This window comes from Peribacillus saganii, from assembly GCF_003429095.1.
Taxonomy (GTDB): Bacteria; Bacillota; Bacilli; order Bacillales; family DSM-1321; genus Peribacillus; species Peribacillus saganii.
In genome coordinates, this window is the sequence record NZ_QVTE01000015.1 from 17,762 (window position 1) to 43,933 (window position 26,172).

The window sequence follows — 26,172 nt, forward strand, 5'->3', positions numbered from 1 at the left end:
TGGATTTAGATGTATAGTGGATTATTGAAAATGTCTTGTTCAAGCGCTCTCTAATTTCCTGTTAAAATAAAGCAAAAAACTCCACATTTCAAAAAAATGTGGAGTTTTTTTATTATATTTTCTTAAAAATCAGTGAAGCATTATGGCCGCCAAATCCTAACGAGTTTGACAATACAGCCTTTAGATCAGCTTTGCGTGCCCTATTTGGTACATAATCGAGATCCAGTTCTTCATCGGGAATATCATAATTAATCGTTGGCGGCATTATGCCTTCTTGCAACGCCAATAATGAAAAAATTGCTTCAATTGCCCCGGCAGCACCAAGAGTATGCCCCGTCATTGATTTAGTAGAACTGACAAACAATTCGTAAGCATGCCTGCCAAACACTTGTTTAATCGCTAATGTTTCATTTAGGTCATTGTATGGTGTTGATGTCCCATGAGCATTGATATAGTTAATTTCTTCCGGTTCTATGCCAGAGTCCTTTAATGCGAGCCTCATTGCCCGCTGGGCTCCTTCGCCTTCCGGTGCAGGTGAAGTAATATGAAATGCGTCAGCCGTTGCTCCATAACCGGCCAGTTCACCGTAAATTTTTGCTCCTCGCGAAAGGGCATGTTCCAGTTCTTCCAGGATTACGATTCCTGCTCCCTCGGCAATGACAAAACCATCCCTATTCCTCGTAAATGGACGGCTTGCCGTTTGTGGGTCTGGGTTGGTAGACAATGCTGTCATGTTTGCGAATCCGGCAACGCTCATTTCTGTAATGGAGGCTTCTGTCCCTCCTGCTACCACCATATCCACTTCTCCATTTTGAATCACACGGAAAGCATCGCCAATGCTATTGGCCCCGGATGCACAGGCAGTGACTGAGCAATTGTTGATGCCCTTCGCCCCTAATTCAATCGATACACGCCCTGCTGCCATGTCAGGAATGAACATTGGAATTGTGAATGGGTTAACTCTCTTTGGCCCTCTTGCCATGAAGCGCTTATGCTGCTCTTCAAATTCTCCCAGCCCTCCAATGCCGGATCCGATCCAAACGCCTACCCGTTCAGGAGCAATATCTTCTCCGATTTTCACTCCAGCATCTTCAGCTGCCATCTTGCTGGCGGCTACTGCGAACTGAGTAAACCGCCCCATTCTTCGTGCTTCTTTACCATCCATAAATTGTTCCGGTTCAAAATCTTTTACTTCCCCTGCTACTTTCACAATAAATTGTTCAGGATCAACTCGTGTCATTACTGCGATGCCTGAGATACCAGCTTTAATTTTTTCCCAAGCCGAAAACGCATCATTTCCTAAAGGAGTAACTGCCCCAATCCCTGTAATTACGACTCGTTTTTTCATTTTTTATCTCCCTCATATATGTAGCAATATATTTTTTAAGTACTAGGTCTTAATAGCTCCTATTAGTTATTATAAACCCATTTTTAAGAAAAAAGTGAACAAAATGCATTTGGTATTGTTTGCAGTCGCATATTTCCATTACCATAAGCCAAAATATAAAAAAGGAGATGATACAAATGAGACATTTAATGGCTTACGCGATAAAATTCACCGGAACATTAATAGTGCTTGGCATCATCCTGGGAGCATTGTTCAACTATAGCTTCACAGATGTTTTGCTGATTACCTTTGTGTTAACACTCGCTGGATATATTATTGGCGATTTGCTTATCTTGCCAAGAACAAACAATTCTGTAGCTTCAGCGGCAGATTTTGGTCTTTCCTTTCTTGTAATTATGTGGCTTAGCAGCATTATTACGTATGAAGACGATTTGCTAACTGCTTCCTTGATTTCTGCAATTGCAGTTACTTTAATGGAATTCCTATACCATAAGTTTGTTGCAAGGATTGATCCCATGCAGGCTGACCAACAACGGGGTAATATTGGGAGAAGCCAGTTTCAAACAGAGGCATCCGAAGAATTTGCTCCTGTGAGGCAGGATGTACGAAGCGAGGATTCTAAAAGCGAAAACAAACATAACAATCAGAAGAAATAATTTACTGGAGCTGGCAACTGCTATGTCAGCTCTTTCGTTTTCCTTTGCCTGCTTTATTGAAAAATTTTTTAAAATATTCCTACTACTTGTCTCATACCCTTATAGAAAACGATCTTTCTAGGGAGTGAGACAGCATGAATTCCTTTTTTAGAGGAACCATAATTTTGATTGTAGCGGCCTTTTTCAGTGAGTGCATTGAGTTCTTTGTCAATATGATTCTGGCCAGGGAGCTCCGTGAAGCAGGAATGGGTCTTTATATGTCAATATTGCCGGTTGTTATTATGGTAATGGTGATTGCAAGTCTGGAGCTGCCGATATCCATCTCTAAATTTATCGCAGAGAATAATCGCAGTCTTCATTATAATTTCCTCCAGCATGCTCTTAATTTGGCAGTGTTTGTGATGCTGGCCATAACAGGGGTTACGGTATTGCTTTTATCATTTCCGGCTGTTTTGTCTGGATTCCATCCATATGTAAAATGGCTGCTGATTGGGTTAATTCCGATTGCAGCTATTTCTTCCATAGCCAAGGGTTACTTTATTGGTGTCCAGCAAATGGGCAAAATTGCTACATCCAATTTTATTAGAAAAGTATTTCAATTTGGAGTGCTTTTAAGCATATTTCATTTTTTTGAGTATGAACAAGAAAAAGCACTGCTAGTGGCCCTCAGTGCTTTAATTGGCAGTGAATTAATTGTGTTCCTTTACTTAATAAGCCTGTTTATCATTCATATACAAATAATGAAAAATTCTCCACATACGCTTATGTCAGGAAAACAAGCGCGCCAGAAGCTGCTAGCCGTTTCGTTGCCAACTGTTGGCCTGCGGATTTTTCACGCTGTAACCAATGCAATACAGCCGTTTTTAATCCATTTTGTTCTTATTGCTGCAGGCTTTGGTGCGGTTGCAGCAACGGAGCACTTTGGAATGCTCACTGGCGTTGCGATGACAATAGGGTTTTTTCCGGCATTTATCGCTCATTCACTCATGATCATGCTGATTCCCAATGTATCAGATGCCTATGCAAGAAAGGATTTTGAAAAACTAAGGTATTTATTGCAGCAGTCCATGCTGTTTACGATGTGCTACGGAATTCCTGCTGTCCTCATAATGTACATATTCGCTGAGCCCTTAACAGCCCTATTTTTTTCATCTACAGCAGCAGCATTCTATTTAAAACTGATGTGGCCGTATTTCTTCTTCCATTTCTTAGTAATTCCAATGCAGGCATACTTAATAGGACTTGGGCTGGTTAAAGACGCACTGCTCCATTCCGTTTGGTCCCATGTCATTTCGTTTTCGGTTATGTTTGCTCTTGGATCACAGCCCTCATTAAATATGGCAGGAATTATTGTTGGGATGAATGCTGGAATAGTCCTACTGACAATGCTTCATTATCTGACTATCTGCAGGAAAATTGGATTTACACTTTTACTGACAAAACCAAAGGAAAATTTTTATACGTGAAAATGAAAAAATCAACCTCAGAAAAGAGGTTGAAATTTTTTCTATTCCGCTGTTGTGGCTTCTTCCCTGCTATTATTATTTCCGATATTAATATTTAGGTCCGGGTCAAAATTCAGGTAAGCTTTAGGATTAATTTGTGTTTTCGGGTTAATTTCCAGTTCTGGATTAATTTGCGTCTTAGGATTGATTTGAGTCATTGGATTGAATTCAAAGTTTGGATTAATTTGTGTTTGAGGATTGAATTCGAATTTTGTTTCTATTTCAGTTTCAGGGTTGAACTCCAGATGCGGATTCATTTGTGTAAAGGGGTTAAATTGCAGAAAAGGCATGCCCATAAGTTCCCAATTCTCATATCCTTTTACCCAATGCTTCCTTAGTTTTTTTACATAATGATAATAGGTATGCATATCAGAAGCCTGCTTCATTTTCTGATAATAAAAATTTAACCGGCCTAAATGATGTGCAAATTTATCGTGTGTTTTCATGGAAAATCCCTCCAAATATTTGTGTCCCATCGTCCTTTCTACATTATGATTGGGACAATTTCTTTGTTTGGGTATGAGTCCAGTTTTAAAAAAATAGCCCTATTGGTCTTCAACCATTGGGCTTGATTTTGTCATGAATTGAGATGAAAAACAAATTCGTGATGCTTGTAAATCAGTGTAAAATTTTCATCCTGGCTTAACCCGGTTTCTAAATCTTCTGGCGAGAATAGGAAGTGATCATTGTAAAACTTGTAATGTGCTCCATAATAATAGGATAACCAAATGAGCTTTGAGCAGTAAATTGACTCCAATAGGTCTTCCAGCGGAGTTTTCGTAGTAAAGGAAAATACAGGATTTTTCTTTCCGTTTTTAGCATTATCTTGGTAAGTTGCTAAATAGGAAAGAGCAAAATTTGCCGCTTTTGTTCCCATCTCTTCGGATTTGGGGCGATAATGGGCATACAGCGGATGTGCAACAATAAACTGTTCAATCGTATCTTTTTTGATAAAAGGCCTCATAATGATAGCCTCTACGACATGACTGTCATCAACAACAATTGCGGAATGCCCCATATAGCCCGGAGGAAACCCATTAACATTATCACATGCAATCAGAATGTCTCCTGCCTTGAAATCCGCTCTCAAATCCCGGGATGTATCCCTATTAAACTGAAACCGGTTTACGTATCCGACAGTCTCCCTGTTTTTTAAAAAAACTCCAGAAACAGTGAGACGATGTGTGCCATCTCCTAAACTTCTTGTATCGAAGTACAATTCTGATTGAGGGTAAAATTGACCGAGACAATGTTTATCAACATAAAGATAATATGGTAAAAATCGAATGCCATCTTTCATTTTTAACTTTAGTGTAGTCCCCATTTGAAAGATATCAAAAAGTTTAGAGTTCAATTGATTCACCACCCACCCATACTATATTCAGGGTGGGCGATCCAGGTGATTGATGAAGTATCTTATTGCACAACAATGTCTGTCAGTACGTTTTGCCCATTGTTATTTTTATAATAGGAAACCAGAACTCGAGCATTTTTAGGAATGTCCTCCCAGTCCACGTTTCTTACATCCCCTATTTGCAGCATAAGCGTTTCCATTTCCGTATTTACTTCGATTGAATTATTGTCTATTTTGCCAACATAGGCTGCTTCCGTTTTGATAAGATTGGGCTTATTGTCATTCTTTATTTCAATATAGGTTAATACGTTCTGGCTATTTTCGTTAATAAAATATTCGATAACCACAGGGGTATTTTCTGAAACGCTGCTCCAGTTAAAACCTCTAACCATTCCATCCTGCAAACCTATCGATTCAGAACCCGTATTTATTTCAACTGAATTGGCATCAATCCTGCCGGTATATACCCCTTCTTTTTTGATTACTTGAGGCTTCTTTGCTACAGAATCATTTTTGTCACTCGTTTCGGGGTTTGTTATAGAATCTTTTTCTGCAGTGATCTCAAACTTCGTTAAAACAAACTGGCCATTTTCATTTTTGTAATAACTAATGAGAACCGGTACATTTTTCTCAATGCTGTTCCAATCGACATCCGTTACATTCCCTATTTGCAATGCCATGGTTTTCGATTCAGTATTCACTTCAATTGATTTTCCATCAATTTGTCCTGAGTAGGCCGCCTCTTCCTTTATAATATCGCGCATTTCCTCCTTTTTGCTGCCGCTGTCCGCTTTTTCTTTTACTTCTTCTGTTTGCGTTTCTTTTCCTTCTTGATTAGTTGTATTTCCACAAGCGGAAAGCGCCAAAGATAAACATAAAATTAAGCAAAACTTTATATTTTTCATAATTCACCTCCTATTTTGTTGTTTCAGCTATTTGACGTTTGCATCCACCGTTAAGTTACATGAAATTTTATATGCTTTTTTGTCTAATGAATGAAAAAATTTAAAGGGGTAAACAGTTTGGAAAAATTAAAGCTTGGAGCCATTACAAGAGCTTTAACAGGACTATTATTAATTCAATCACCTGCTCCTTTGTCTTACAAAAAACAGTTTTTGCAGCTGTACAGACCCAAAGTCAAAATGCGAAGGATCTGCTGATTACTTCTGCCAAAAAGCAAATCGGAGTTAAGTTTGTGTACGGCGGTACATCCCTATCAGGTTTTGATTCCTCCGGGATATATCCAATATGTTATTGCCAAGCAAAATGTAAAACTGCCGAGGACTACTAAGGACATCTACCCGAAAAGGGTCACCAGTCCATAAAAGCTATCTTAATCCGGGTTATCTGGTGTTCTTTGACATAAAAATATTTTTCCAGAATAAACAAGAATGCATCCTTTTTTGACGGTGCATTCTTGTTTTGATTGCATAAATTTATGCTTCTATTTCTTTTTTTTCATTCACCATTAATATAATAAAAGAATTGACAATGAGCAGTACAACACATAGCCAAAGTGTTGACCCATAATTAGAAGATAAGCTGAAAAGATAACCTGGTATCAACGAGCCGGTTGCTGCTCCGAACTGGTGAAAGAATCCAATTAAACCTACTGCTGAACCCATTCGATTGATCCCGAATATATTCGAAACAAGCATAGTAAAAGGTGTAATCGTTGCAATATCGGTAAGACCGTAAAGCAGTGCAAAAACGAATAAGCCTATCGGCTGATCAACAAAAATTAATAGAAACAATGCAACTAGCCGAATGCCGAATAAAATAAAAAGCAATATTTTATTGCTAAACACATCTGTTATATATCCTATTACAATGGTACCTAAAATATTAAACACACCATATAGGATCATAGCATTTGCGATTAATGTTCGTGAGTACTCCCTGTTTTCCCCCAACGGGACTAAATGTGAATGAATCAGCCCAATATCAGTGAACCCGCAAATAAAGTTTGCGGTTATCAGGAGCCATGTAATCGGGTGCCGGAATATGGATAGAATAGACGGGGCTATACTTGTTTCACCTTTCTTCAGAACCGGTGCATGTTGTTCATATGGACCACTCTCCTTTGCCATGGGACGGTCACGGTAAAATAACACATAAAGAGGTAAAAAGACTAATGCATACACTCCGCCATATAAAACAAAAAGCAGTTTCCACCCTATTTTATCAATCAGGAAGATATTTAAAGGTGTATAAATCATAGGACCAGCAGCCATTCCTACGACTACAATGCTTATCATTAACCCTTTTTTCTTCTTGAACCATCTAACTATAGCGACCGAAACAGTAATATATGACGCGAATCCAAACCCAATTGATCCTATGACCCCGTATAATATCATCATTTGCCAAATATGTTCAGCAAAATAAGAACCAATTAAACAAATACTCAAAAAAACCATACTATACGATAAGACCTTACGGGGACCTATTCTATCAACAAGTCTTCCTGCAACCATCATGCTAATTCCATATACAAAAAGACTGGTAAAGGAAACAGTGCTGATCCACAGACGGTCCACTGAAAAGGTTTTTTCCCATGGTGTGGTGTATGTTCCAAAAGAAGCACGGATACCCATAGACGCGAACAAGGCTAAAAAAGATAAAGCTACTATTATATAGCCATAATAAAATGATGCCTTAGGTTCAGGGATAACAACGGTAGACTTTTCCACTTTCTCACCTCTCTTTCCCTAGTTCTGTATTTTTTTTCTTTTCTACTAAATTGGCAATTAACGATCCAGCAGCTAACGCCCAAACTGGTGCACTAATATAAAAAACAGTAATATGTGATAAAGCAATTACATAGGTAAAGGTTACACTCATTAGCATTTTTGGCTGTGAAAAACTTGAATGCAAGCTGGAACCCAGCACTCCAAATAAAGCAAATCCTGCAAGTATCGGTACAAAATCTTCCGGCAGCGACTTAATAAAAGGGACAGTTTGCCCAGCGAAAATCCCAAATAATAAAAGCAATATTCCAGATACGACCGCAGCAACAAACCGTGTATCTTTTGTACCTGTATCCTTTCCTCCGCAGATAGCTGTCATCATTCCGGCAATATTTGCCGATTGTCCCCCGAAAAGATTAGCTGCTGCTGAAAAAATTCCACTTAGTGTTAAAATCCTATTGGTTGGCGGATTGTAATTATTTTGTTCTAAGGCACCAATTCCAGGCGCAGCATCGTTACCTAAGATTAATAATGCAAGCGGCAATGATATGGAAAAAATGCTCAGCAAGCTAAATGATGGAATCTGGATATGTGGTATTACAAAATCCATTGCCGTTCCTGCTGATGTGAAATCCTGGGTGAAGAACAGCATCAGAAATGCAGCCACAACAGCTCCTAATACAGGTGGAATCCGTGTTTTCCATTTTGTTAATATGAAAAACGAAAGCAATGCCACTCCCCCGATTATTGGCAGGTGCTGTACAGATACAATTAATCGCACTACATATTCAGTAATTATTCCAGCCATCATAGCAGCAATAATTTCTTTCGGAACATAATTCATTAGTTTTGAAAACAAACCCAATATTCCAATAAGAAAAATCAGCAGACTGGAAATGAGGTAACTTCCTATCAACTGATTATATGTAAATTGTGAACTCATCGTAGCAAGAAAAGCTACCCCGGTAATGGAATGAGCTCCTACAATCGGTATACGGTAATAAAGAGGAAGGACAATACTAAATAGCCCTCCGAAAAAGTAGACCGAAAACATCCAAAAAATCGTTTGTTCATTTGTGAAGTTCCCGTTGGCGGCTGCTTCAAGAATAATAATTGGCGGTCCGGTAAAAGCAAGCAGCCCAGAAACTATACCTGAAGAGAGATTCTTTGAATGAATGGTTTTGTCGCTATTCCCATTTGATGGTACTGGAAAGCGTCGAACTTCTGCTTTTCCCATACTACACATCTCCTCTCCCGATTAATAAATGAGTGCTCTCATTCATCAAAATGAATGGGAGACTAGCAAAGAGGCAAATAGAATCATTTGCCTCTTTAAAAATAATTATTTAGTCTTCTTTAATATAATCGGCCGTGAAAAACTCCACTTGCTTCCATTGTCCATCAACAACTTCCATTAATGCATTTGTGGAAATTACATTTCCATGTTCATCAAAATCAATAGGGCCAGACGCTCCTTGATAATCAATGTCATTCCCTGCTTTTAATTCTTTCAGCCCTTCTTCAAAAGTAGTAACTTGCTTACCAGGTGGATTTGTGACTTCACGAATCTTTTCATTAATCCCACTTCCGCTTGCTTCTCCTGCTGCCTGCATTGCTAACGCAGAAGCAATTAATAGATCATAAGTATTCGCGTTATAATATCCACCTGAAGGTTTCGCTTTAAATCGTGCTTCATAGTTTTCATTAAAACGTTTAAAAGCCTGATTGTTTTCATCTTCCATAGCAATAATCGTTTTGATTCCTTCTGCAACGTCTTTGCCAATTACATCAATGAATTCTTGTACCGCTACGTCAGGTGTAATATACCATTCCCATGCATAGCCCCTCTGCTTTGCTGCTTTAAAAATAGATGGAGCAGTGTCAATCCCGCCAGAATAATAAACTAATTTAGGATTTGCCTTGGCAATTTTCTTCAATTCACCATTATACGTGTTCTGTCCAGGGTTGAAGGTTACCTCTTCTAGAATTTTGCCGCCTAATTTTTCATAAGTTTCTTTAAATCTATGAACATCACTTTGTGCACCTTCATAGTTTCCTACCATAATCGCTATTTCTTTTACTCCGCTTTCAATCAGCACTTTTGCTCTAACTTCTCCGATTGTGGAGTCGGAAGCTGCGGTACGAAACGCGTAGTTTCCGCCAACTTCATCCAGCTCAGTTGACCCAGCAAAAGCAGACATAATAGGCACTTCCGATTTTGGTGCCTCTTTTAGTAATGCCAGCATTGATTCTGTTTCAGGACCGATCGCAACTACAGCTTTATCAGCGTTGACAAGTTTCTGATAGCCTTTAATTGCACCTTCAACAGTAGAGGCTGTGTCCACATCGATCGTATTTATTTTTTTGCCATCAAGAATCCCGCCTGCTTCATTAATTTCTTCCTTCGCTAAAAGCAGTGAATTTATATTTTCTTTTGTAAAGGGTCCAAGCCATCCTGTTAAACCTGCTAGAAACCCAACATTAATGTCTCCGCTGCTTGCTTTTGCCCCGTCCGCAGAACCCCCAGTTGAGCTGGCACAACCCGTCAGAAGAGTGGCGGCAGTCACAATGGATACGGCAATCAATGAAATTTTTTTCATTCTTTTTTCCCCCTTAGTGTCCTAAAAATAATTCTTCAAAGTTCTCTTCTTCCAAAAACTCTCTTCCAGAACGTTCCATTTTTATGATGCCAGAATCCATAAGATATACACGATCTGCATGCTGTAACACATCTTTTGGGTTTTCTTCAACCACCCAAACAATTGTGGTTCCCTGGTTGCGGATTTCAACAATTAATTCTATAAGCCCTTTAATAATTTGAGGTGCCAAACCTGTGATTGGTTCATCTAATAGTAGCAGTTTAGGTTTCACTATTAAGGCACTTGATAAAGCTAGCATTTGCCTTTCTCCGCCGCTTAACGTTCCGGCTCTTTGCCCTATCCTTTCTTTCAGCCGAGGAAACAACTCTAACATTTCTTTTATTTGATCCTTCGGGTTTTTTAGGGTATAAGCTCCCATTTCGAGGTTCTCTAGAACAGTCAATTCTGCGAATACATTTTTTCGCTGTGGAACGTATCCTAGTCCCATTCTCGCAATGTCACTGGCAGACTTTGTGTCGATCCTTTTGCCTTGAAAGCTAATAGAGCCCTTCATTAATGGCAGCAATCCAGCGATAGTATGCATTAATGTCGTCTTTCCAGCGCCGTTGGACCCGATTACGGCGACCATCTCTCCCTGATTAACATGCAGGCTAACCTCATGTAAAATTGGAATTTTGCCATATCCGGATATTACGCCAGCAATTTCAAGATAGCTCATATCAACTCACTCCCAGATATACAGATTTGACATTTTCATTATTCGATATTTCCTCAGGAGTGCCTGATGCAATTAACTCGCCATTGGCCAAACAATAAATTCGGTCGCAAATCCGGTAAATAAACCCTAAATTATGGTCAATCACCAAGAAGGTCATTCCTTCATCCCGAAGACGGAGTATATGATCCACCATTTTGTCAAGAATCATGGGATTTACACCCGAAGCTGGTTCATCCAGCAGCATGATTTTTGGATCCGCCATAAGCTGCCTGCACAATTCCAAAAGTTTTAATTCCGCAGCACTTAAATTCTCAGCCAGCTCGTTCCGCTTATCGTACAAATTGAACTGTCTTAATAGACTGCAAACCTTTTCGTAATTCTTCTGTTCGGTTTGAACAATAGTTTTTCTCTTCAAAAATGTTTCAAAAATACCTTCCCCTTCATTAGGTGGAACAACCATCAAATTTTCGAGCAAACTTAATTTTGGAAAGCCAACTGGGGTTTGAAAAGTTCTCAGCAGTCCCCGTTTGACAACAGCTTCTGGGGTGGAGCCATCAATCTTTTCATTTAGAAACGTAATTTCTCCAGAATTGGATGATAGAAACAGACTGACCATGTTAAATAATGTCGTTTTCCCAGCACCATTGGGACCAATTAACCCAACAATCTCGCCTTTGTTTACTTCAAGGCTGACATTTTTAACTGCTTGAACTCCTCCAAAATTCTTGCTTAAGGCTTTAACTTGCAGCATTTCTCCTGCCCCCTTTCGGTTCAATGATCATCGAATTCTGTTGGAAGTTAAGCAGTTTTTCCACTGATTTGAATTTCTCTGCGATCAAGCCCTGAGGAAGGAATCTTAAAACAAGGATCAGCATCAGACCGGATATAAATTGACGTAAACCCGCCAAAAGAATACTGTATTCTGCAGGTACAGGTATAAACCTCGTGGCTTCCTGAACAAGGATTAGAACAAAAGCTCCGACAACGGCACCGCGGTTGTTGCCCATGCCTCCCAAAACGAGTGCAGTCCAGACAGTGAAGGTTATGGCAGAAGTAAACATATTTGGGGCAATAATTGACATGTACCATACGTAAAAGCAGCCGGCCAGCCCTACCATACAACTGCTCAAAATAAATACTTTTAGCTTAGTTGCAAATATCTTCTTGCCGATAGATTGGGTAACCTGTTCATTTTCACGGATTGCCCTCATATATCTTCCCATTGGCGAGTCAGCCAACTTCTGGGCAAACACATAATAGATTGCTAGTACAACAAGGACTAATCCGGCGAAAAACAGCATATAGATTGTTCCTGGAATAAAGTCCTGGAACGGTCTATCAAGTCCGAATATTCCGATATTTCCGTTTGTAAGCCATTCTTCATTTGCTGCAATGATCCGAATAATTTCAGCAAACGCAAATGTTGTTATTAATAGGTATTCACTTTGCAAACGAAGTGAGGTGTAACCAATAAATAAACTAAGCAGGCCTGTAATGACTACTGAACCGATTACTCCTGCAATCATCGGCATTCCAAGGCCAGGACTGTCATGAGTAAGCAATGTATACGAGTATGCGCCGACAGCGAAGTATCCCACTACTCCCAGGTCCCATAAACCCAGCATTCCGCCATTCACATTTAAAGAAACAGCCAGCATCGCGTAGATCCCGCCTAATGCAATTAAACCGGATAAGAATACTAAAATATCCATCTAAGCAGTACCCCCTCTTGATAGTCCTTGAGGACGGATTAATAACACTAGAATAACAATGACGAATGCGATGGCCGTGCGGTATGAGGTAGGAATCACGACTGTACTTATGTCCATGCTTAATCCTATGATAAGGGCAGCAAGCATTGTGCCGTATATGTTTCCCATTCCTCCTACGATAACAACGGACATGATAATCAGGATCTGCTGCCAGCCCAATTCCATATTCAATGTACCTGTCATTGCCAGCAAAATGCCTGCAAGTCCGGCTAAGCCAGATGAGATCAGCCAAACATAGTTTGATAGCTGCCTAGAGTTAATTCCCCTTATTTGAGCTAAGTCACGATTTTCAGCCATAGCCCTAAAACCTTTTCCGTTTTTCGTTTTTGTTAATACGAAATGAAGAGCAATTACACAAATTAATGAAACAACGATTATAAATAGCTCCTGCGCTGACATGATCTGCCTGCCAAATACATCAATCATTTTGCTCGTTTCCAGTCCAAATGTCCGAATCTCTGGTCCTACGATTGCTTGTATGACTCCATAAATGATCCACGAAAGTCCAATTGACGTGAATAATAGAACGAGAATTCCGCTTTTTCGCACCGGAAAATAAAATACTTTTGCTAACAATAGTCCAAGGACCGCAGTCGCGATAACTGAACAAACCATGGCAAGTGCAAAGGGGAAATTTAATACTGACTTAAATAGATAAGCCATATAAGCTCCGATTAATAGCAATTGTCCATGAGCGATATTCAGGAAATTTTCTGTTTTCCAAACCATTGAAAATCCGATTGATGCGATGATCAAGATACAGCCAGTGATTATTCCATAAACTACATAATCCATTTTCAACCCTCCTAATCGTTATTATGCATGGATTTTATTCTTCCCTTTTAAATGGCACGAACTCCTTTGGTTACGGACGGCCAGCAGCTCTGAAACGATACTGATTCCAACCTCCTCTACGGTTTCCCCTCCTAAATCAAGTCCAATCGGAGCAAAGAGCGGCTGGTCGATAATTTCAATTCCATTTGTCTCCAAAAGTTCTTCAGTTCGTTTGGCTGGACCAAGGACTCCTACATATTTGGGATTCGAATCCATTGCTAGTTTAAGTGCAGCCCCATCTCGCTCCATATGATGATTCATAATAATCCACCATGAATTTCGTAGAGAAGCAGGGATTTCCATGTTATTGGAAGGGTCTGCAACCCAGTGATTCGCTCCAGGAAAACGTTTTTCATCATTGAATTGTGTTCTTGGATCTAATACATAGACATCAAAGTTTGCTTTAAGTGCGAATTCAACTACAGGAATTGCGTCGTGTCCTGCTCCTGAAACGATCAATTTTTCAAGGGGGAAAATGGTATCGACAATGTATCTGTTTTGTTCATCAATCATCACTTTAGCACTTTGTCTATATTGTTTTTGAACGAAAAAGAGTTCATTAATAATAGTAGAAGGAATGTATTCACCATTTTGGACGATCACTTGATTATGCTGGTTTAAAAGAGAACCTTCGCCTGTGTCGATATTTAATACAAGATTCAGCAGCTGCCCTGTAAATGCCTCCTGCTTGACCTCTCTCCAAAAGACTGAGGTCTTTTTAATCGGAAGAATGACAATTTCAAGAGCTCCTTTACAGCCAATTCCAAGTCCCCACAAGTCATTTTCACTTAAGTTATAGGACTTGGTTGCAGGCCTGTTCTCAAGGATGGCCACTTTTGCATATTCAATCAGGTCGTTTTCGAGGCATCCTCCACTTAAGGTGCCATAAACTTCGCCATCACTCGAGATCATGATCTTGGTTCCAGGCCTCCTGTAGGAAGATCCTCTCACCTCAGTAATCATCAGTAATGCCGCTTCTTCCCCGCGTTCCCAAACTTCGTCCATTTTTATAAAAATGTTTTGTAATTCTTTCAAGGAAGACATATTACCTAACCCTCCATTTCATCCTAGGACCCTGTTTTATCGATTTTATATCTTTTAAAGAAACCATGTGGGAGATATAAGGAATCACTGTATTAAATGCCTGTGTGTGGGGATAATAGCCCTCTAGGCCAAGTAAAGGATTGATCCAAATAATTTGGTAAACCTGAGTATGGATTTTCTTTATTTGATGTGCCAGCTGCTCCATATCTCCGCGATCCCATCCATCACTAAAGATGATGATGGTAGTTAATTGCGGGGAAAGCTTTGAAGATTGAGTTTTCCAAAATTCGCTCATGCATTGCCCTAAATTCGTGCCATTAGCTGAGACTCTTAATCTTTCATTTAACATTTCCAGAGTATTCCCATATCTCTGTTTAAAATATTTTGTTACAGGGTAAATGGAAGTGTTAAAGAAATATGTTTCTGCTCTGCCAGCATAACGCTGCAGAAGATAGAAGATTGGAAGATACATTTTGATATAAACTTCCATTGAACCACTTATATCCACCAAAGTGTATAATATTTGTTTATCAGTTTTCCTTTTTCCTTTTCTATACAACTGGAACAATTCACCCGCACCCTGCGTTAGATTTTTTCGCAGCATTTTTTTCAGAACCAATTCCTGTCTGCCCCTAATTGTGCTATCTTTTCGCATTGTTTTCATAAGTAAGGCAAGAAGGGTATTCCATTCCGTCCTGAAGTCTGCAAAATCCTTCATAGGGATGGAGGAGTATTGTTTCAGCAGTAGCTTTTCATCGGGCGAATAGGAAAACATTCTGCCAGCCTGCTCCAATTCTTCTGAAAGATCTTCCTGCAAGAGAAATTGCTGATCCTGCTGGCCAGAAGAATTGACAGCAGATGAATCTTGCTCAAGGCCCAGCTCCTCTATATCTGGTTCGTTTTCATGGCTTTCTTCCTCATCTTCAATTGCGTGTTCTGTGCCGGCATACGGCACCTGTTCTCCCCAGAAACCGCGGAAAATCCGGTCAAAAATTTTGTAATCCTCGGGGCTAAAGCAAAAAACTGAACGAAGTGCGTAGTAAAACTCGGTTTTATTAATCAGGGATATTTCATTAAGAACAAGCATAGCTCTTAATGATTGGGCTTGATTGATTTTTAAGCCTTCTTTCTTTAAGATCCGGGCGAAGTTTACGATAGTTTCATTAAATCCATAGTGTTCCATGTTTCTAACTCAACCTGGCTAAAATTTGTCTTGTTTCTCTATAAACATCTTCGATTCTTCTTGTAACTAACTCATGATCTTCTTTAGTTTTGAGAAGACAGCCAGCTAATTGCTGGAACGTTTCTTTGTCCCAAATACTTTCTAATTCTAAACCTGCAATCGTCCTTGCCCAATCAAGGCTTTCTGACAAACCGGGCTTCTTATCAAGCTGCTGTTTCCGTAATGCTGAAACAAACGAGCTTACCTGCTTTAACAGCGATTCTGAGAGTCCAGGTGTCTTTCTTTTGATGATTTCCATTTCTTTTTCGAGAGAGGGATAATCAATCCACTGATATATGCAGCGCCTTCTTAAAGCATCGTGGACTTCCCGGGATCGATTGGAAGTGAGTATAACTTTTGGTTTCTTTAAAGCCTCTATCGTGCCCAATTCAGGAATCGTTACTTGAAAGTCGGATAAAAACTCAAGAAGAAAGGCTTCAAATCTTTCGTCTGAACGGTCGATTTCATCTATTAGCAAAACAACCGGTTTGTCGGACTGGATAGCTGATAATAATGGCCTAGCAATCAAGAATTCTCTGTGAAAGAGGTCTTTCTCTTGAAGAGTATCAACAATTGTTTGTTCACTTTTCAAAAGCTGATGCTCCCGCAAGCGGATGTTTACTATCTGTTTCAAGTAATTCCATTCATATAACACTTCATTACTTTCTATCCCCGGAAAACATTGAATTCTAATTAATTCACCATTGATACTCTTAGCAAGAGCTTTTGCTACTTCGGTTTTCCCAACACCGGGTTCGCCTTCTAAAAACAGCGGCTGATTCAAAAACTCCGAAATGTAGATGGACATTAGTAAGGAAGGGTCGGCTATATATCCTTGTGATTTTAATTGTTCATTTAATTCCTCTACTGCTGAATTGTTCATCTAACTCCATCCTATCTTCAGTGCATTTCCTGCAGCTCCGCTTCTTCTATTAAACTTCTAAGTTTATTAGGACTTACTGGCAAAGTATTAATTTCAATTTTCATTGGTTTCAATGCATCGCACACAGCATTAGCAATAGCTGCTGGCGGACCAATCGCTCCGCCTTCACCGACGCCTTTAATTCCCATCGGATTTCGAGGAGAAAGAAATTCTTGATGGCCCATTTCCACAACAGGCACTTCCATAGCAGTTGGGAGTAAATAATCCATATAGGTTCCAGTCACCAATTGCCCGTTTTCATCATAAATGATTTCTTCATAGAGAGCACCGCCGATCCCCTGTGCAACTCCCCCTTGAATCTGCCCGTCAACTATCATCGGATTAAGGACACGTCCGCAATCGTGGACAACAATATAGCGCAGAATTTCAACAAAACCTGTGTCTTTATCCACCTCGACAACAGCCGTATGGAAACCGGAAGAAAAAGTTACAGTTGGCGGTACAAAGTAATGGGTAGCACTTGCTCCGGGCTCCATACCCTCTGGAACTTTACAGCGAGGACCAGGTTTTGCAGCAAGAGCAATTTCTTGAAGCGTAACAAATCTTGTTGGCATGGCTTTCGGATAAACCTTGCCATTTTGTAATTCTAAATCGCTTGCTGCTACTTCAAGCATTTCCCCGGCAATCGCAAGGAGCTTTTCCTTTAGTTTTTTTGAAGCTACATGCACTGCCGATCCGGCTGTAACTGCTCCGCGGCTTGCAAAAGTGCCTACACCATAAGGGAGCAAGCTGGTATCCCCCGCTTTGACAGTTACCTGATCTGGGCTTACTCCAAATTCATCGGCACAAATTTGAGCAAGTGTGGTTTCGTGGCTTTGTCCATGCGGGCTTGAGCCGACAAAAGCGAGAATGTGCCCAGATGAATCAAGTCTGACTACTGCTCCTTCATGAGGGCCAATACCTGTTCCTTCTATATATGAAGAAAAGCCAATACCTAAATATTTTCCTTTTTCACGCGCTTCTTTTTGCTGCTCTCGAAATTGTTCATATCCAACAATCTTCATAGCTTGTTTCAAAGAACCAGGGTAATCTCCGTTTTCCAGCACCATATTGGCTCCATCACGATAGAACAAATCAGTATCATAAGGCATTTCCTCAGGAGTAATAAAATTTTTAAATGATACATCTACTGGATCCATATTTAGTTTTTCAGCAATCATATAGATCAGACGGTCCATCACAAACACAGCTTCCGGCCTGCCTGCTCCCCTATAAGGAACATTTGGAGTCTTATTGGTTAAAACAATTTGGCCAGTAATATCGTAGTTTGGAATGCGGTACATCCCTCTGAGATGGGCAGCAGAATTGTAAGCACAGCATAAAGCAAATGAATTATGTGCCCCGTTATCAAGCAAGAAATGGTCCTTTAACCCTAGTATCGTTCCGTCATTTTTCACGGCGACCTCGACATCATGCACCTGATCCCTGGAATGTCTCGTGCTTTGCATATGTTCTAGTCTGTCTTCGATCCATTTAATTGGACGCTTATATTTTGTTGATAGATAAGGAATGACAATTTCTTCGGGATAAACTGCACATTTTGGTCCAAATCCTCCGCCCACATCAGGAGCAACCACACGGATATTGTTCTCAACTAAACCGACCAGCTTTGATAAGTAAGACCGGACCATATAAGGTACTTGAGTCGAACTCCATACTTGCAATTGCTGCGTGCGTTCTTCGTATTCAGCTACAACGCCTCTTGTTTCTAGAGGGTTGCCGGATACCCGTGGAGTCTTGATCCTTGCTCTTATCACGTGGTCAGCCTGATTAAATGCCTTCTCCACATCTCCAACACTCACTTCAAAATGGGATTGTATGTTGTTTTGGAGGTCTTGATGGATTACCGTAGATTCGGCTTTGACTGATTCATAAGGATCTGTTACTACAGGCAAAGGCTCAAATTCTATCTTAATTAACCCTATGGCGTCTTCTGCAGCGTAACGATTTTCCGCGATGACTATCGCAATCGCCTGTCCGACAAATGTCACCCTATCCTTGGCAAGCATTGGTTCTGGATTTTTCTTTATGATTGGTTTAATGTCTTTTTCCAGATTTGGCGGCAATGTGAACTCCACAAACTCAGTAAAAGGCTGAACTTTACCTTCTAAATCAGCAGCCGTGATCACATCTATAACACCTTCGCAGTCTTTCGCTTTTGATGTGTCAATGCTTTTAATTAACGCATGTCCATAAGAGCTTCTCAAAATTGCAGCTTCTGCCATGTTATCTAATCGGATATCACCGACAAATCTTCCGTTCCCTGTGAGAAGCCTGTAATCTTCTTTTCTTTTTACATTTTGACCGACATATTGCGCCATAGCCGAATCCCCCCATTTAACAGTTCAGGGCATACGCCTCTTTTACTGCTTTAATAATGTTGCTGTATCCTGTACACCGACAAAGGTTGCCGGAAATAGCTTCGCGAATTTCTTCATCTGTCGGCAGAGTAGGGTTGTTTTCCATGAAACTCTTGAGTGACATCAAAAATCCCGGTGTGCAGAATCCGCATTGCAGTGCATGATTATTTGCAAAGGCTTGTTGAATATGATTAAATGATCCATCTGCGCGGGCAAGTGATTCAACGGTTTCGACTTGGCAGCCATCCGCCTGGACCGCAAGCATTAAACACGAGCGTACCGGTTCTCCATTTATTAATACTGTGCATGCACCGCAGACACCGTGCTCACAGCCAACATGGGTGCCAGTTAAACCAAGATTATCCCTCAAAAAATCCGATAACAGCCATCTGGATTCAATCTCTTTTGCTACTTCTTTTCCGTTAATTGTTACCTTGACCAATGTTTCTTTCATACGACCACCCCTTCCCTTGCTCGTTTAACTGCTGTATGTAATGCCCTTTGCAATAGTACGCCTGTTAGGTAGCGCCGATACTCCTTGGAGCCATGAATATCTCCTTCAGGATCAAGGTCTTCTAATTGCAGGGTGGCTGCTTCTTTTAATATCGTTTCATTAGGTTCTTTTCCTATTAAAAACTCTTCTGTTTCCAGTGGAACGAAAGGAACGGCATTGGCTCCTCCTAAAGCAATTTGTGCTTCGGCCACTTTCCCATCTTTATCAAGATTTATAACAGCGGCCACTTCGACTAGCGCGAAATCTCCATGTCTTCTGGCCACTTCTTCAAATGCATATCCACTGTTCTTGTTTAATTTAGGAAATCTGATTCCTTTAATTAATTGATCAGGTTCTAAAGATGTTAACAGATAGCTGAGGAAAAATTCTTCTGGTGTGAGAGTAAACTCATCTTCTTTGGATGCGACAACAATTTCCCCCCTCAACGCTGTTAAGATACACGGCAGTTCTGCAGATGGGTCGGCATGGGCAATGCTCCCGCCTATTGTTCCCCTGCTTCTTATTTGTGTATGACCGACCCAGCGAATCCCTTCTGTAAGAAGCGGGCATTTTTCTTTAATTAATTCTGATTTTTCTACATCCACATGGCGGGTCATGCCGCCTATAACTATTGCGTCCTCTTCTTCTTTGATTCCATGTAATTCTTTTACTCTGCCAATATCGATGATGTACCGAGGGGTCGAAAGCCTCATGTTAAGTAAAGGAATCAGACTTTGACCACCTGACATGATTTTGGCATCCTCCCCGTATTCTGCTAGCAAATCTAAAGCTTCTGCTAGATCGTTCGGCCTCAGATAGGAAAACTTTGGCGGTTTCATACTTATGACCTCCATTACCTGGTTTCAGATGTGTAGTGCAAAATTAATACTTGCCCGACAATAAACTTCCAGCATTCGGAACTTTCGTTTCGAGCTCTAATTGCTTCAATATTTTATATACAGTGGCAGTTCCAGCAGACAAGACAGGTAATCCAAGCTGATCCTCGGCTTTCTGAATTGCCGGAAGTGATGGCATTTGTACACAGGCTGAGAGAACAACTGCGTCCGCTCCTTCAATATTTAGCTTTTTAGCGATTTCAGGCAGGTTATCAGGATTCAATCGTCCTACCTCTAAATTATCCGCCACCTCTAAACTGATCGAATCGATTACTTCGATTCCACTCTGCTCGATATAATCCACGACCATTTGAGTAAGAGGCTTCATATATGGAGTAATGATCGAAACTCTTTTGGCATTCATGATTTTCAAACAATCGACAAGTGCCCCTGCACTGCTGATCACAGGAGCGCCGCCGCCATTTTCTGCTGTTGCTGCATGAAGCCGTTCTTCCGAAGCTTTATGATAGCCTGCACCCTGGCACATGATTGCGACAAGGCATGCATAGGCAAGTACATCGCAGCGCGCATCGGATAACTCAACTGCACAGCGATCACTATCCTTATCCATTTCAGAGAGCTCTTCTTTAGACACGTGCTTCATTCTCATTCTGCTGGAATGAAAAGTAAATGTTTCGTCTGGAAATTCGTTGATTCTTGAGTTTAGCATTGCTGGTATTTCGGTTTCCATTGTTGTATTTGAGCTTGGTACAATTAGCCCAACACGGTAATTTTTGGCCATAATATTTCATCCACCTTTATTTGTTTTTTACCATTTCCTGTGCCTTTACATAATCATCCGGAGTATCGATATCAAAGCCCCAATCAGTCTGATTGAAATCTAGTTTACTAACCTTATCCCAATGTTTTTTGATTAATGACTTACCTCCCGTATCACCCTCAAGATTAGCGAATTCAGGAAATAATGAGGAAGGGAACAGAATAGGGTGTCCTTCCATTGCGCTATATACTGGACGAACAATAGAACGACTGCCATCTGCTTTGAATTTATTAGCCATATTTTGAATGACTGTTACATCGACAAATGGCTGGTCTGCAAGTAAAATAAATACTCCCTCTACCTTGCAATCCAGCTGTGAAACTCCTAATCTTAGTGATGTTCCCATCCCTTCCTGATACTGTTTATTCTCGAGGACTATGACATTTGGATAGGAAGATAAGTATTTTTCATACTGTTGCTTATTGTTTCCAACCACTAGTATAATGGGATCCAATTTAGCCCTTATAGCTAAATCTACACTATGCAGAAATAATGGATTTCCATCCAGAGAGAGAAACTGTTTAGCTTCACCCATTCTCCTCGCCAGGCCAGCAGCTAATATAACTGCACCTATTGTTAGCTTCATAGCATCAAACAGATGCTTTAATTTCTTTTTGAATATCTTTAAAAAACTTTCCAGCTAAAAATTTCGCAACCCCAGCGAGCACCCGGTTTCCAACACTCGCAATCATACCGCCGACAATAGCATCGCATTTCCATTCCAGTATGGAGCCATTCTCAGTTTCTACTAGTCTGCAGTCCATCTTAGCATCCACATGTCCAGGTGAGCCGCTTCCGGTTGCATGCAAGATATAGTAGTTTGGTTTGTCAACATCCTCAATTTTTACTTTTCCTATATACTCGCCCTTTACTGCTGCTACTCCCAGTTTTAACACAACATCATATTCTCCATTTCCTGTCAGCACTAATTCCTGGCAGCCAGGGATCACCTTTTTTAGAATCTCCTCGTCGTGTAGAGTGTCCCAGAGGTTATCGATTGGTAAATTAAATTTAGCTTCTCCTTCTATGTTCATCCGTAAAACACCTCTTATTTTCTATAAATTAAAATACTGAAAATTTTTTGATGAAAATTCGTATAATTACCGATTAAGAATAATATTGATGTGGAACCTGAAGAAGTTCATCAATTGGCTTATTCGCCATTGCAGCTAGCTTCGTAAACGCATCATTCGAATTCAGATCAATTCCGATAAGTGTGAGATAAGGTTCGCTTTGATATTCTGCAAAAGGTTCCCATGCTATTCGGGTGCCAAAATATTGCACAAGATACGGAGTCTCTTCGCCTTCCAGAAAAACAAACCCTTTTGCCCTTATTAAATTAGGTTTTAGAATGGAAAGATAGTTTTCAATAAATGCTTTCGTTACTCTTAAATTGATGGGTATGGCAATGGTTGACATATAGTCGAAAGACAGCTGTACATCTTCTTCCGCTATTGGTGTCTGATCGTAAGGTGTGGGGTAAACTTCTGAAAATTTCGATTCATTTCCTGAGAGTATTTTGTTTAAATCTACTTGACTGAAAGTGGTAAACTGTATCGCTGCATCTCTGTTTACGTCTCTTATTCTTGTTTCTATTTCATTTTTGGCAATGCCATCAACAAGATCCAGCTTATTTACAATGATCATATCGGCAACTGATATTTGCTTGCTGAGTGTCCTGTCGACATTGGCTCCAATGGAAGAGTAGCGTTCGTTTAGATAAGCTTCTGCATCCACAACTGTAACAACATTTTTTAAATATACTTTCGAAATGATTTCTTTTTTCGTCATTTCGATCATAACTTCCTCGGGATTTGCTAAACCAGTTAATTCGACAAAAATGATTTCCGAATCCGTTTTAAGCAATTCGTCAAAGCATGCAACGATTTCACTTTTCTTACTGCAGCATACACAGCCGCCCAGCAATGTTTGGACGCTAGAACTGCTTTTACCGCCAAGTATATATCCATCGATATCCATTTTTCCAAATTCGTTAATCAGCATTCCAGATCTAATACCTTTGTGTTCAGCCTGCTGAAGCAAGTGCAATAATAATGTTGTTTTTCCGCTACCTAAAAACCCGCTGAGAATAACTACAGGAATGCGTTTCAACTGATTCACCCCAAGCAATGTATAAACTGTAAAGGAGATATTTACACTATAAAACTTAAATTTCCAATGAATTCGTTATTATTGATTAATTCCACTTTCTTTGAGGCGATTTTCCAGGTACCACCCTGTGATCTTAACTGATGCTCAAATCTGCCTGACCAAATAGTTTGAATGCTTCTTCTTAATTCAACGAGAATGAAGTTCGAAGACACCACTACCTTCTGGTCATCACTTTCAAGAATTTTTACGTTTGTAATCAAATGCCGTGTTCTTGATTTTGGTTCTTGGCCATACGCTAAACCGCTTTCGAGCCGCCAAACCCGTTCTTCTAAACGTTCTCTGTCGTCGTAAATAATAGACACATGTGTGTTGGGATCTATATGGTCCTTGTTGGAGGGGATCCAATAGATGCCGTCTTCTGTAAATAGATCGAGCCATTCGCTGAACTTTTCTTCATTAATTAAAAATGCTTCGTGTATTAGAAAATCTTCAATTTCCTTTCTTTCTACCATAACCGTATTCATACATTTTGCCTCCTTTACAGTCTAAGATATACTTCCTGCGGTCATTAGACGCTTCCATTCCTTATAAAGTGCCCTTGCTGATACCTCATCACTGGAGGTAGCGGTAATTATACCCTGTTCATCCACTTCTTCACGGTTCATACCACGGCTTATTTCCAGCCATTCACCGTCAGGCCCCTTAGCTTTTAGGCCTTCAGCTACACGATCAAAGCCTACTTCAAGATCATCAACCGTTCCAAAGCCAGCAGGTCCATAAAAACCCTCATGTTTTCTTAATCTTTCAGCATTTTCTTCTACGGATACCCCTTTTAACATGATCGGATAAAGGAAAACGTGTGTTTTATTTACAGATATTGGACGTGTAACGCGTACCTGTGAACCTAAGAATCCGAGATTAGGGAATACAATCAGGTTAAATGGCAATGCTCCAATCCCCAGGTCGCCACCTAATTCATACAGGGAATGCCCGTTGCCCAGGTCACGAATTTTCTCAGATTTATGCATTCTGTTAAAGTTAATTTTCTTTCCTGTTTTTTTGCTTAAAATATTGAAGAAGCTTCTGTGTGTTACACTTAAATGATAAGGATCAATTGTGTTCTCAATTTGAAGCTTCCAATTTCCATCGAAACTATATTTGTGTGCACCTGCATTCAGTGCGATTCCATCTGGACCTGTTCCTACAATGTAGTCAATATATGGACGGGCGTGCCCAAGATGTTCTTCCAGACTTGGTCCTTCTTCACTTAAACTGGCAAAGATAAATCCTTGATAAATCCCTACCCTTGGAACTTTTATAAGCCCCATCTTACAGCGGTCGAAATGCTCATCATATCCATCCTGAAAAGGCATACCGGTTAAATCTCCGTTATTGGAATAGGTCCACCCATGGTAAGCACAGCGGAAGAAGTTGGCGTTCCCGGTCTCTTGCTGGCAAACTGTTGCAGCACGGTGCCGGCAGCGGTTAAACAAGACAAAGATTTCCTCCGTATCAGAATCCCTTGTTACAATAAGAGGATGTTCACCGATTACTGTTGTCTTATAATCTCCCGGATTGGCAATTTCACTTTCGTGGGCAACAAACACCCAAGTTTTTTCAAAAATCCGTGTCATTTCTAATTGGAAGATTTCTTCTTCGTTATAAATATCTCCATGAACAGCTCCATCTTTGACTAACTCTTCAATATTAATGGTTTTCATCCTATCATCACCTGTCTTCCTTAAAATTTTTCATTTACCACAGCAACGTGGATACAGCCATCTTCACCATATGCATGTGTCCTTACAGCCTTTGCCGCTTCTTCAACTGGAAAGCTGTGTGTCACCATCTTTTCAAGAGGGTATTTTCCTGATTCAATAACACGTAAGGCAACTCCGACTGCACTTGTCGGCCGTCCCAAAACTCCTTTAATTGTAAGGAGTTTCCATGTGATTTTACTGGACATTAAATTCTGAGATAACTTTTCATCAGTTCCAGAATGTACGACGGTAGCACGCAATCCTGCTAAATCCAAAGCAGCAACCAGCTGCTGTGGAGCTGTTGCAGCGTTGATAACGGTGTCTGCCATTTTTCCATTTGTAACTTCGTAAACCTCTTTCACAAGATCCTGAGTATCAGCAAAAAAAGTATGGTCAGCTCCAAATTCCTTCGCCATCTTTAATCGATGTTCGTCCTTCGACATACCTGTGACAATAATCTTTCCAGCCCCCGCTTCTTTCGCCCCAATAACTGCACCAAGACCCATTGGACCCGGACCTTGAATCAAGACAGTATCTCCAACTTTTGTATTACCTACTTCTTGGACCCAATGTATCCCATTGGAAATCGGGATATACAATTGTAAAAGCTCCGGTGACACATTAGGACTTGCTTTATGGATAATAGAATTAGGGTGCAGGTACATATATTCAGCAAACCCGCCCCAAAGCGCTGTTTTTTCATTGTTAATATTCATTGCGCCATAGCGTAAATCAAAACATTGTCGGTAGTTTCCGGTTAGGCAGTTATTACAGGCGCCGCAAGGAATGTACTCTTCTACGACAACCCTGTCTCCTTCTTTTACCCCCCAGCGCTCCGCAGCTTTATGTCCCAAGTTCTTTACACGCCCAACTATTTCATGGCCAATCACACAGGGTAGCTGGAATACGCCATTACCTCCATATAAATAAGCTTCACTATCAAAACCGCAAACTCCACACGCTTCTACATGAAGCAATGCATCATTATCACCTGTTTCCGGTATCGGAAACTCCATTATTTCAATAGTCTCTTTTTCTGTAAGAACAGCAGCTTTAACTTTAACAGTCATATTAAACACTCCTC

The 26,172-nt window shown here is 40.3% G+C and carries 26 protein-coding genes; 2 read left to right on the top strand and 24 right to left on the bottom strand.

Annotated elements, in window-relative coordinates:
* Window positions 1-112 precede the first annotated feature (112 nt).
* Complete coding sequence (gene fabF / locus D0469_RS05960) at window positions 113-1,348, bottom strand: beta-ketoacyl-ACP synthase II (protein WP_117325729.1); 1,236 nt, start codon at window positions 1,346-1,348, stop codon at window positions 113-115.
* 176 nt (window positions 1,349-1,524) lie between these two features.
* On the opposite strand from fabF, the gene D0469_RS05965 reads away from it, so the two are divergent.
* Window positions 1,525-2,004 (top strand): YndM family protein, encoded by a 480-nt coding sequence (locus D0469_RS05965; RefSeq protein ID WP_158553365.1) that lies wholly within the window; start codon window positions 1,525-1,527, stop codon window positions 2,002-2,004.
* Between the two features lie 134 nt (window positions 2,005-2,138).
* The gene (locus tag D0469_RS05970; protein WP_117325731.1) at window positions 2,139-3,470 is read left to right on the top strand and encodes a polysaccharide biosynthesis protein; all 1,332 of its coding nucleotides are present in this window, start codon (window positions 2,139-2,141) and stop codon (window positions 3,468-3,470) included.
* Window positions 3,471-3,511: 41 nt separating this feature from the next.
* Here the strand turns inward: D0469_RS05970 and D0469_RS05975 are convergent, their stop codons facing one another.
* From D0469_RS05975 to D0469_RS06085, 23 genes are all read right to left on the bottom strand, one after another.
* Window positions 3,512-3,955 (bottom strand): hypothetical protein, encoded by a 444-nt coding sequence (locus D0469_RS05975; RefSeq protein WP_117325732.1) that lies wholly within the window; start codon window positions 3,953-3,955, stop codon window positions 3,512-3,514.
* A 131-nt stretch (window positions 3,956-4,086) separates the two neighbouring features.
* Entirely contained in the window at window positions 4,087-4,863 is a 777-nt protein-coding gene (locus tag D0469_RS05980; RefSeq protein WP_117325733.1) for a C40 family peptidase, read from the bottom strand.
* A 62-nt stretch (window positions 4,864-4,925) separates the two neighbouring features.
* Entirely contained in the window at window positions 4,926-5,768 is an 843-nt protein-coding gene (locus D0469_RS05985; protein ID WP_117325734.1) for a hypothetical protein, read from the bottom strand.
* A gap of 531 nt (window positions 5,769-6,299) precedes the next feature.
* Window positions 6,300-7,556, bottom strand: coding sequence for an MFS transporter (locus tag D0469_RS05990; RefSeq protein ID WP_117325735.1), 1,257 nt, complete (start codon window positions 7,554-7,556; stop codon window positions 6,300-6,302).
* Window positions 7,557-7,560: 4 nt separating this feature from the next.
* Window positions 7,561-8,790 carry a benzoate/H(+) symporter BenE family transporter gene (locus D0469_RS05995; RefSeq protein ID WP_117325736.1) on the bottom strand — a complete coding sequence of 410 codons (1,230 nt, stop codon included), beginning with the start codon at window positions 8,788-8,790 and terminating at the stop codon, window positions 7,561-7,563.
* Between the two features lie 109 nt (window positions 8,791-8,899).
* Window positions 8,900-10,153: an ABC transporter substrate-binding protein gene (locus tag D0469_RS06000; RefSeq protein WP_117325737.1), complete on the bottom strand. Its 1,254-nt coding sequence runs from the start codon at window positions 10,151-10,153 to the stop codon at window positions 8,900-8,902.
* Window positions 10,154-10,166: 13 nt separating this feature from the next.
* A complete protein-coding gene (locus D0469_RS06005) occupies window positions 10,167-10,871 on the bottom strand; it encodes an ABC transporter ATP-binding protein (protein WP_117325738.1) in 705 nt (234 codons plus the stop codon).
* Window position 10,872: 1 nt separating this feature from the next.
* On the bottom strand, window positions 10,873-11,622 hold the full coding sequence (locus D0469_RS06010; RefSeq protein WP_117325850.1) for an ABC transporter ATP-binding protein: 750 nt from the start codon (window positions 11,620-11,622) through the stop codon (window positions 10,873-10,875).
* Entirely contained in the window at window positions 11,609-12,583 is a 975-nt protein-coding gene (locus D0469_RS06015; RefSeq protein ID WP_117325739.1) for a branched-chain amino acid ABC transporter permease, read from the bottom strand. Before D0469_RS06015 ends, D0469_RS06010 begins: the two co-directional genes overlap by 14 nt.
* The gene (locus D0469_RS06020; RefSeq protein ID WP_117325740.1) at window positions 12,584-13,438 is read right to left on the bottom strand and encodes a branched-chain amino acid ABC transporter permease; all 855 of its coding nucleotides are present in this window, start codon (window positions 13,436-13,438) and stop codon (window positions 12,584-12,586) included.
* A 21-nt stretch (window positions 13,439-13,459) separates the two neighbouring features.
* A complete protein-coding gene (locus D0469_RS06025) occupies window positions 13,460-14,521 on the bottom strand; it encodes an XdhC family protein (protein ID WP_117325741.1) in 1,062 nt (353 codons plus the stop codon).
* 1 nt (window position 14,522) lies between these two features.
* A complete protein-coding gene (locus tag D0469_RS06030) occupies window positions 14,523-15,704 on the bottom strand; it encodes a VWA domain-containing protein (protein WP_117325742.1) in 1,182 nt (393 codons plus the stop codon).
* A gap of 4 nt (window positions 15,705-15,708) precedes the next feature.
* Window positions 15,709-16,626 carry an AAA family ATPase gene (locus D0469_RS06035; protein WP_117325743.1) on the bottom strand — a complete coding sequence of 306 codons (918 nt, stop codon included), beginning with the start codon at window positions 16,624-16,626 and terminating at the stop codon, window positions 15,709-15,711.
* 17 nt (window positions 16,627-16,643) lie between these two features.
* Window positions 16,644-19,007, bottom strand: coding sequence for a xanthine dehydrogenase family protein molybdopterin-binding subunit (locus tag D0469_RS06040; protein ID WP_117325744.1), 2,364 nt, complete (start codon window positions 19,005-19,007; stop codon window positions 16,644-16,646).
* A gap of 16 nt (window positions 19,008-19,023) precedes the next feature.
* A complete protein-coding gene (locus D0469_RS06045) occupies window positions 19,024-19,500 on the bottom strand; it encodes a (2Fe-2S)-binding protein (protein ID WP_117325745.1) in 477 nt (158 codons plus the stop codon).
* Window positions 19,497-20,378 (bottom strand): FAD binding domain-containing protein, encoded by an 882-nt coding sequence (locus D0469_RS06050; protein WP_158553366.1) that lies wholly within the window; start codon window positions 20,376-20,378, stop codon window positions 19,497-19,499. Before D0469_RS06050 ends, D0469_RS06045 begins: the two co-directional genes overlap by 4 nt.
* Window positions 20,379-20,421: 43 nt before the next feature.
* Complete coding sequence (locus D0469_RS06055; protein WP_117325747.1) at window positions 20,422-21,177, bottom strand: maleate cis-trans isomerase family protein; 756 nt, start codon at window positions 21,175-21,177, stop codon at window positions 20,422-20,424.
* Window positions 21,178-21,193: 16 nt separating this feature from the next.
* Complete coding sequence (locus D0469_RS06060) at window positions 21,194-21,802, bottom strand: nucleotidyltransferase family protein (RefSeq protein WP_117325748.1); 609 nt, start codon at window positions 21,800-21,802, stop codon at window positions 21,194-21,196.
* A gap of 4 nt (window positions 21,803-21,806) precedes the next feature.
* On the bottom strand, window positions 21,807-22,250 hold the full coding sequence (locus D0469_RS06065) for a CoxG family protein (protein WP_117325749.1): 444 nt from the start codon (window positions 22,248-22,250) through the stop codon (window positions 21,807-21,809).
* 73 nt (window positions 22,251-22,323) lie between these two features.
* The gene (locus D0469_RS06070; RefSeq protein ID WP_142919165.1) at window positions 22,324-23,328 is read right to left on the bottom strand and encodes a CobW family GTP-binding protein; all 1,005 of its coding nucleotides are present in this window, start codon (window positions 23,326-23,328) and stop codon (window positions 22,324-22,326) included.
* 41 nt (window positions 23,329-23,369) lie between these two features.
* Entirely contained in the window at window positions 23,370-23,852 is a 483-nt protein-coding gene (locus D0469_RS06075; RefSeq protein ID WP_117325751.1) for an aromatic-ring-hydroxylating dioxygenase subunit beta, read from the bottom strand.
* A gap of 21 nt (window positions 23,853-23,873) precedes the next feature.
* Window positions 23,874-25,049: an aromatic ring-hydroxylating oxygenase subunit alpha gene (locus D0469_RS06080; protein WP_117325752.1), complete on the bottom strand. Its 1,176-nt coding sequence runs from the start codon at window positions 25,047-25,049 to the stop codon at window positions 23,874-23,876.
* A gap of 20 nt (window positions 25,050-25,069) precedes the next feature.
* Complete coding sequence (locus D0469_RS06085; protein ID WP_117325753.1) at window positions 25,070-26,158, bottom strand: zinc-dependent alcohol dehydrogenase; 1,089 nt, start codon at window positions 26,156-26,158, stop codon at window positions 25,070-25,072.
* Window positions 26,159-26,172: the final 14 nt, after the last annotated feature.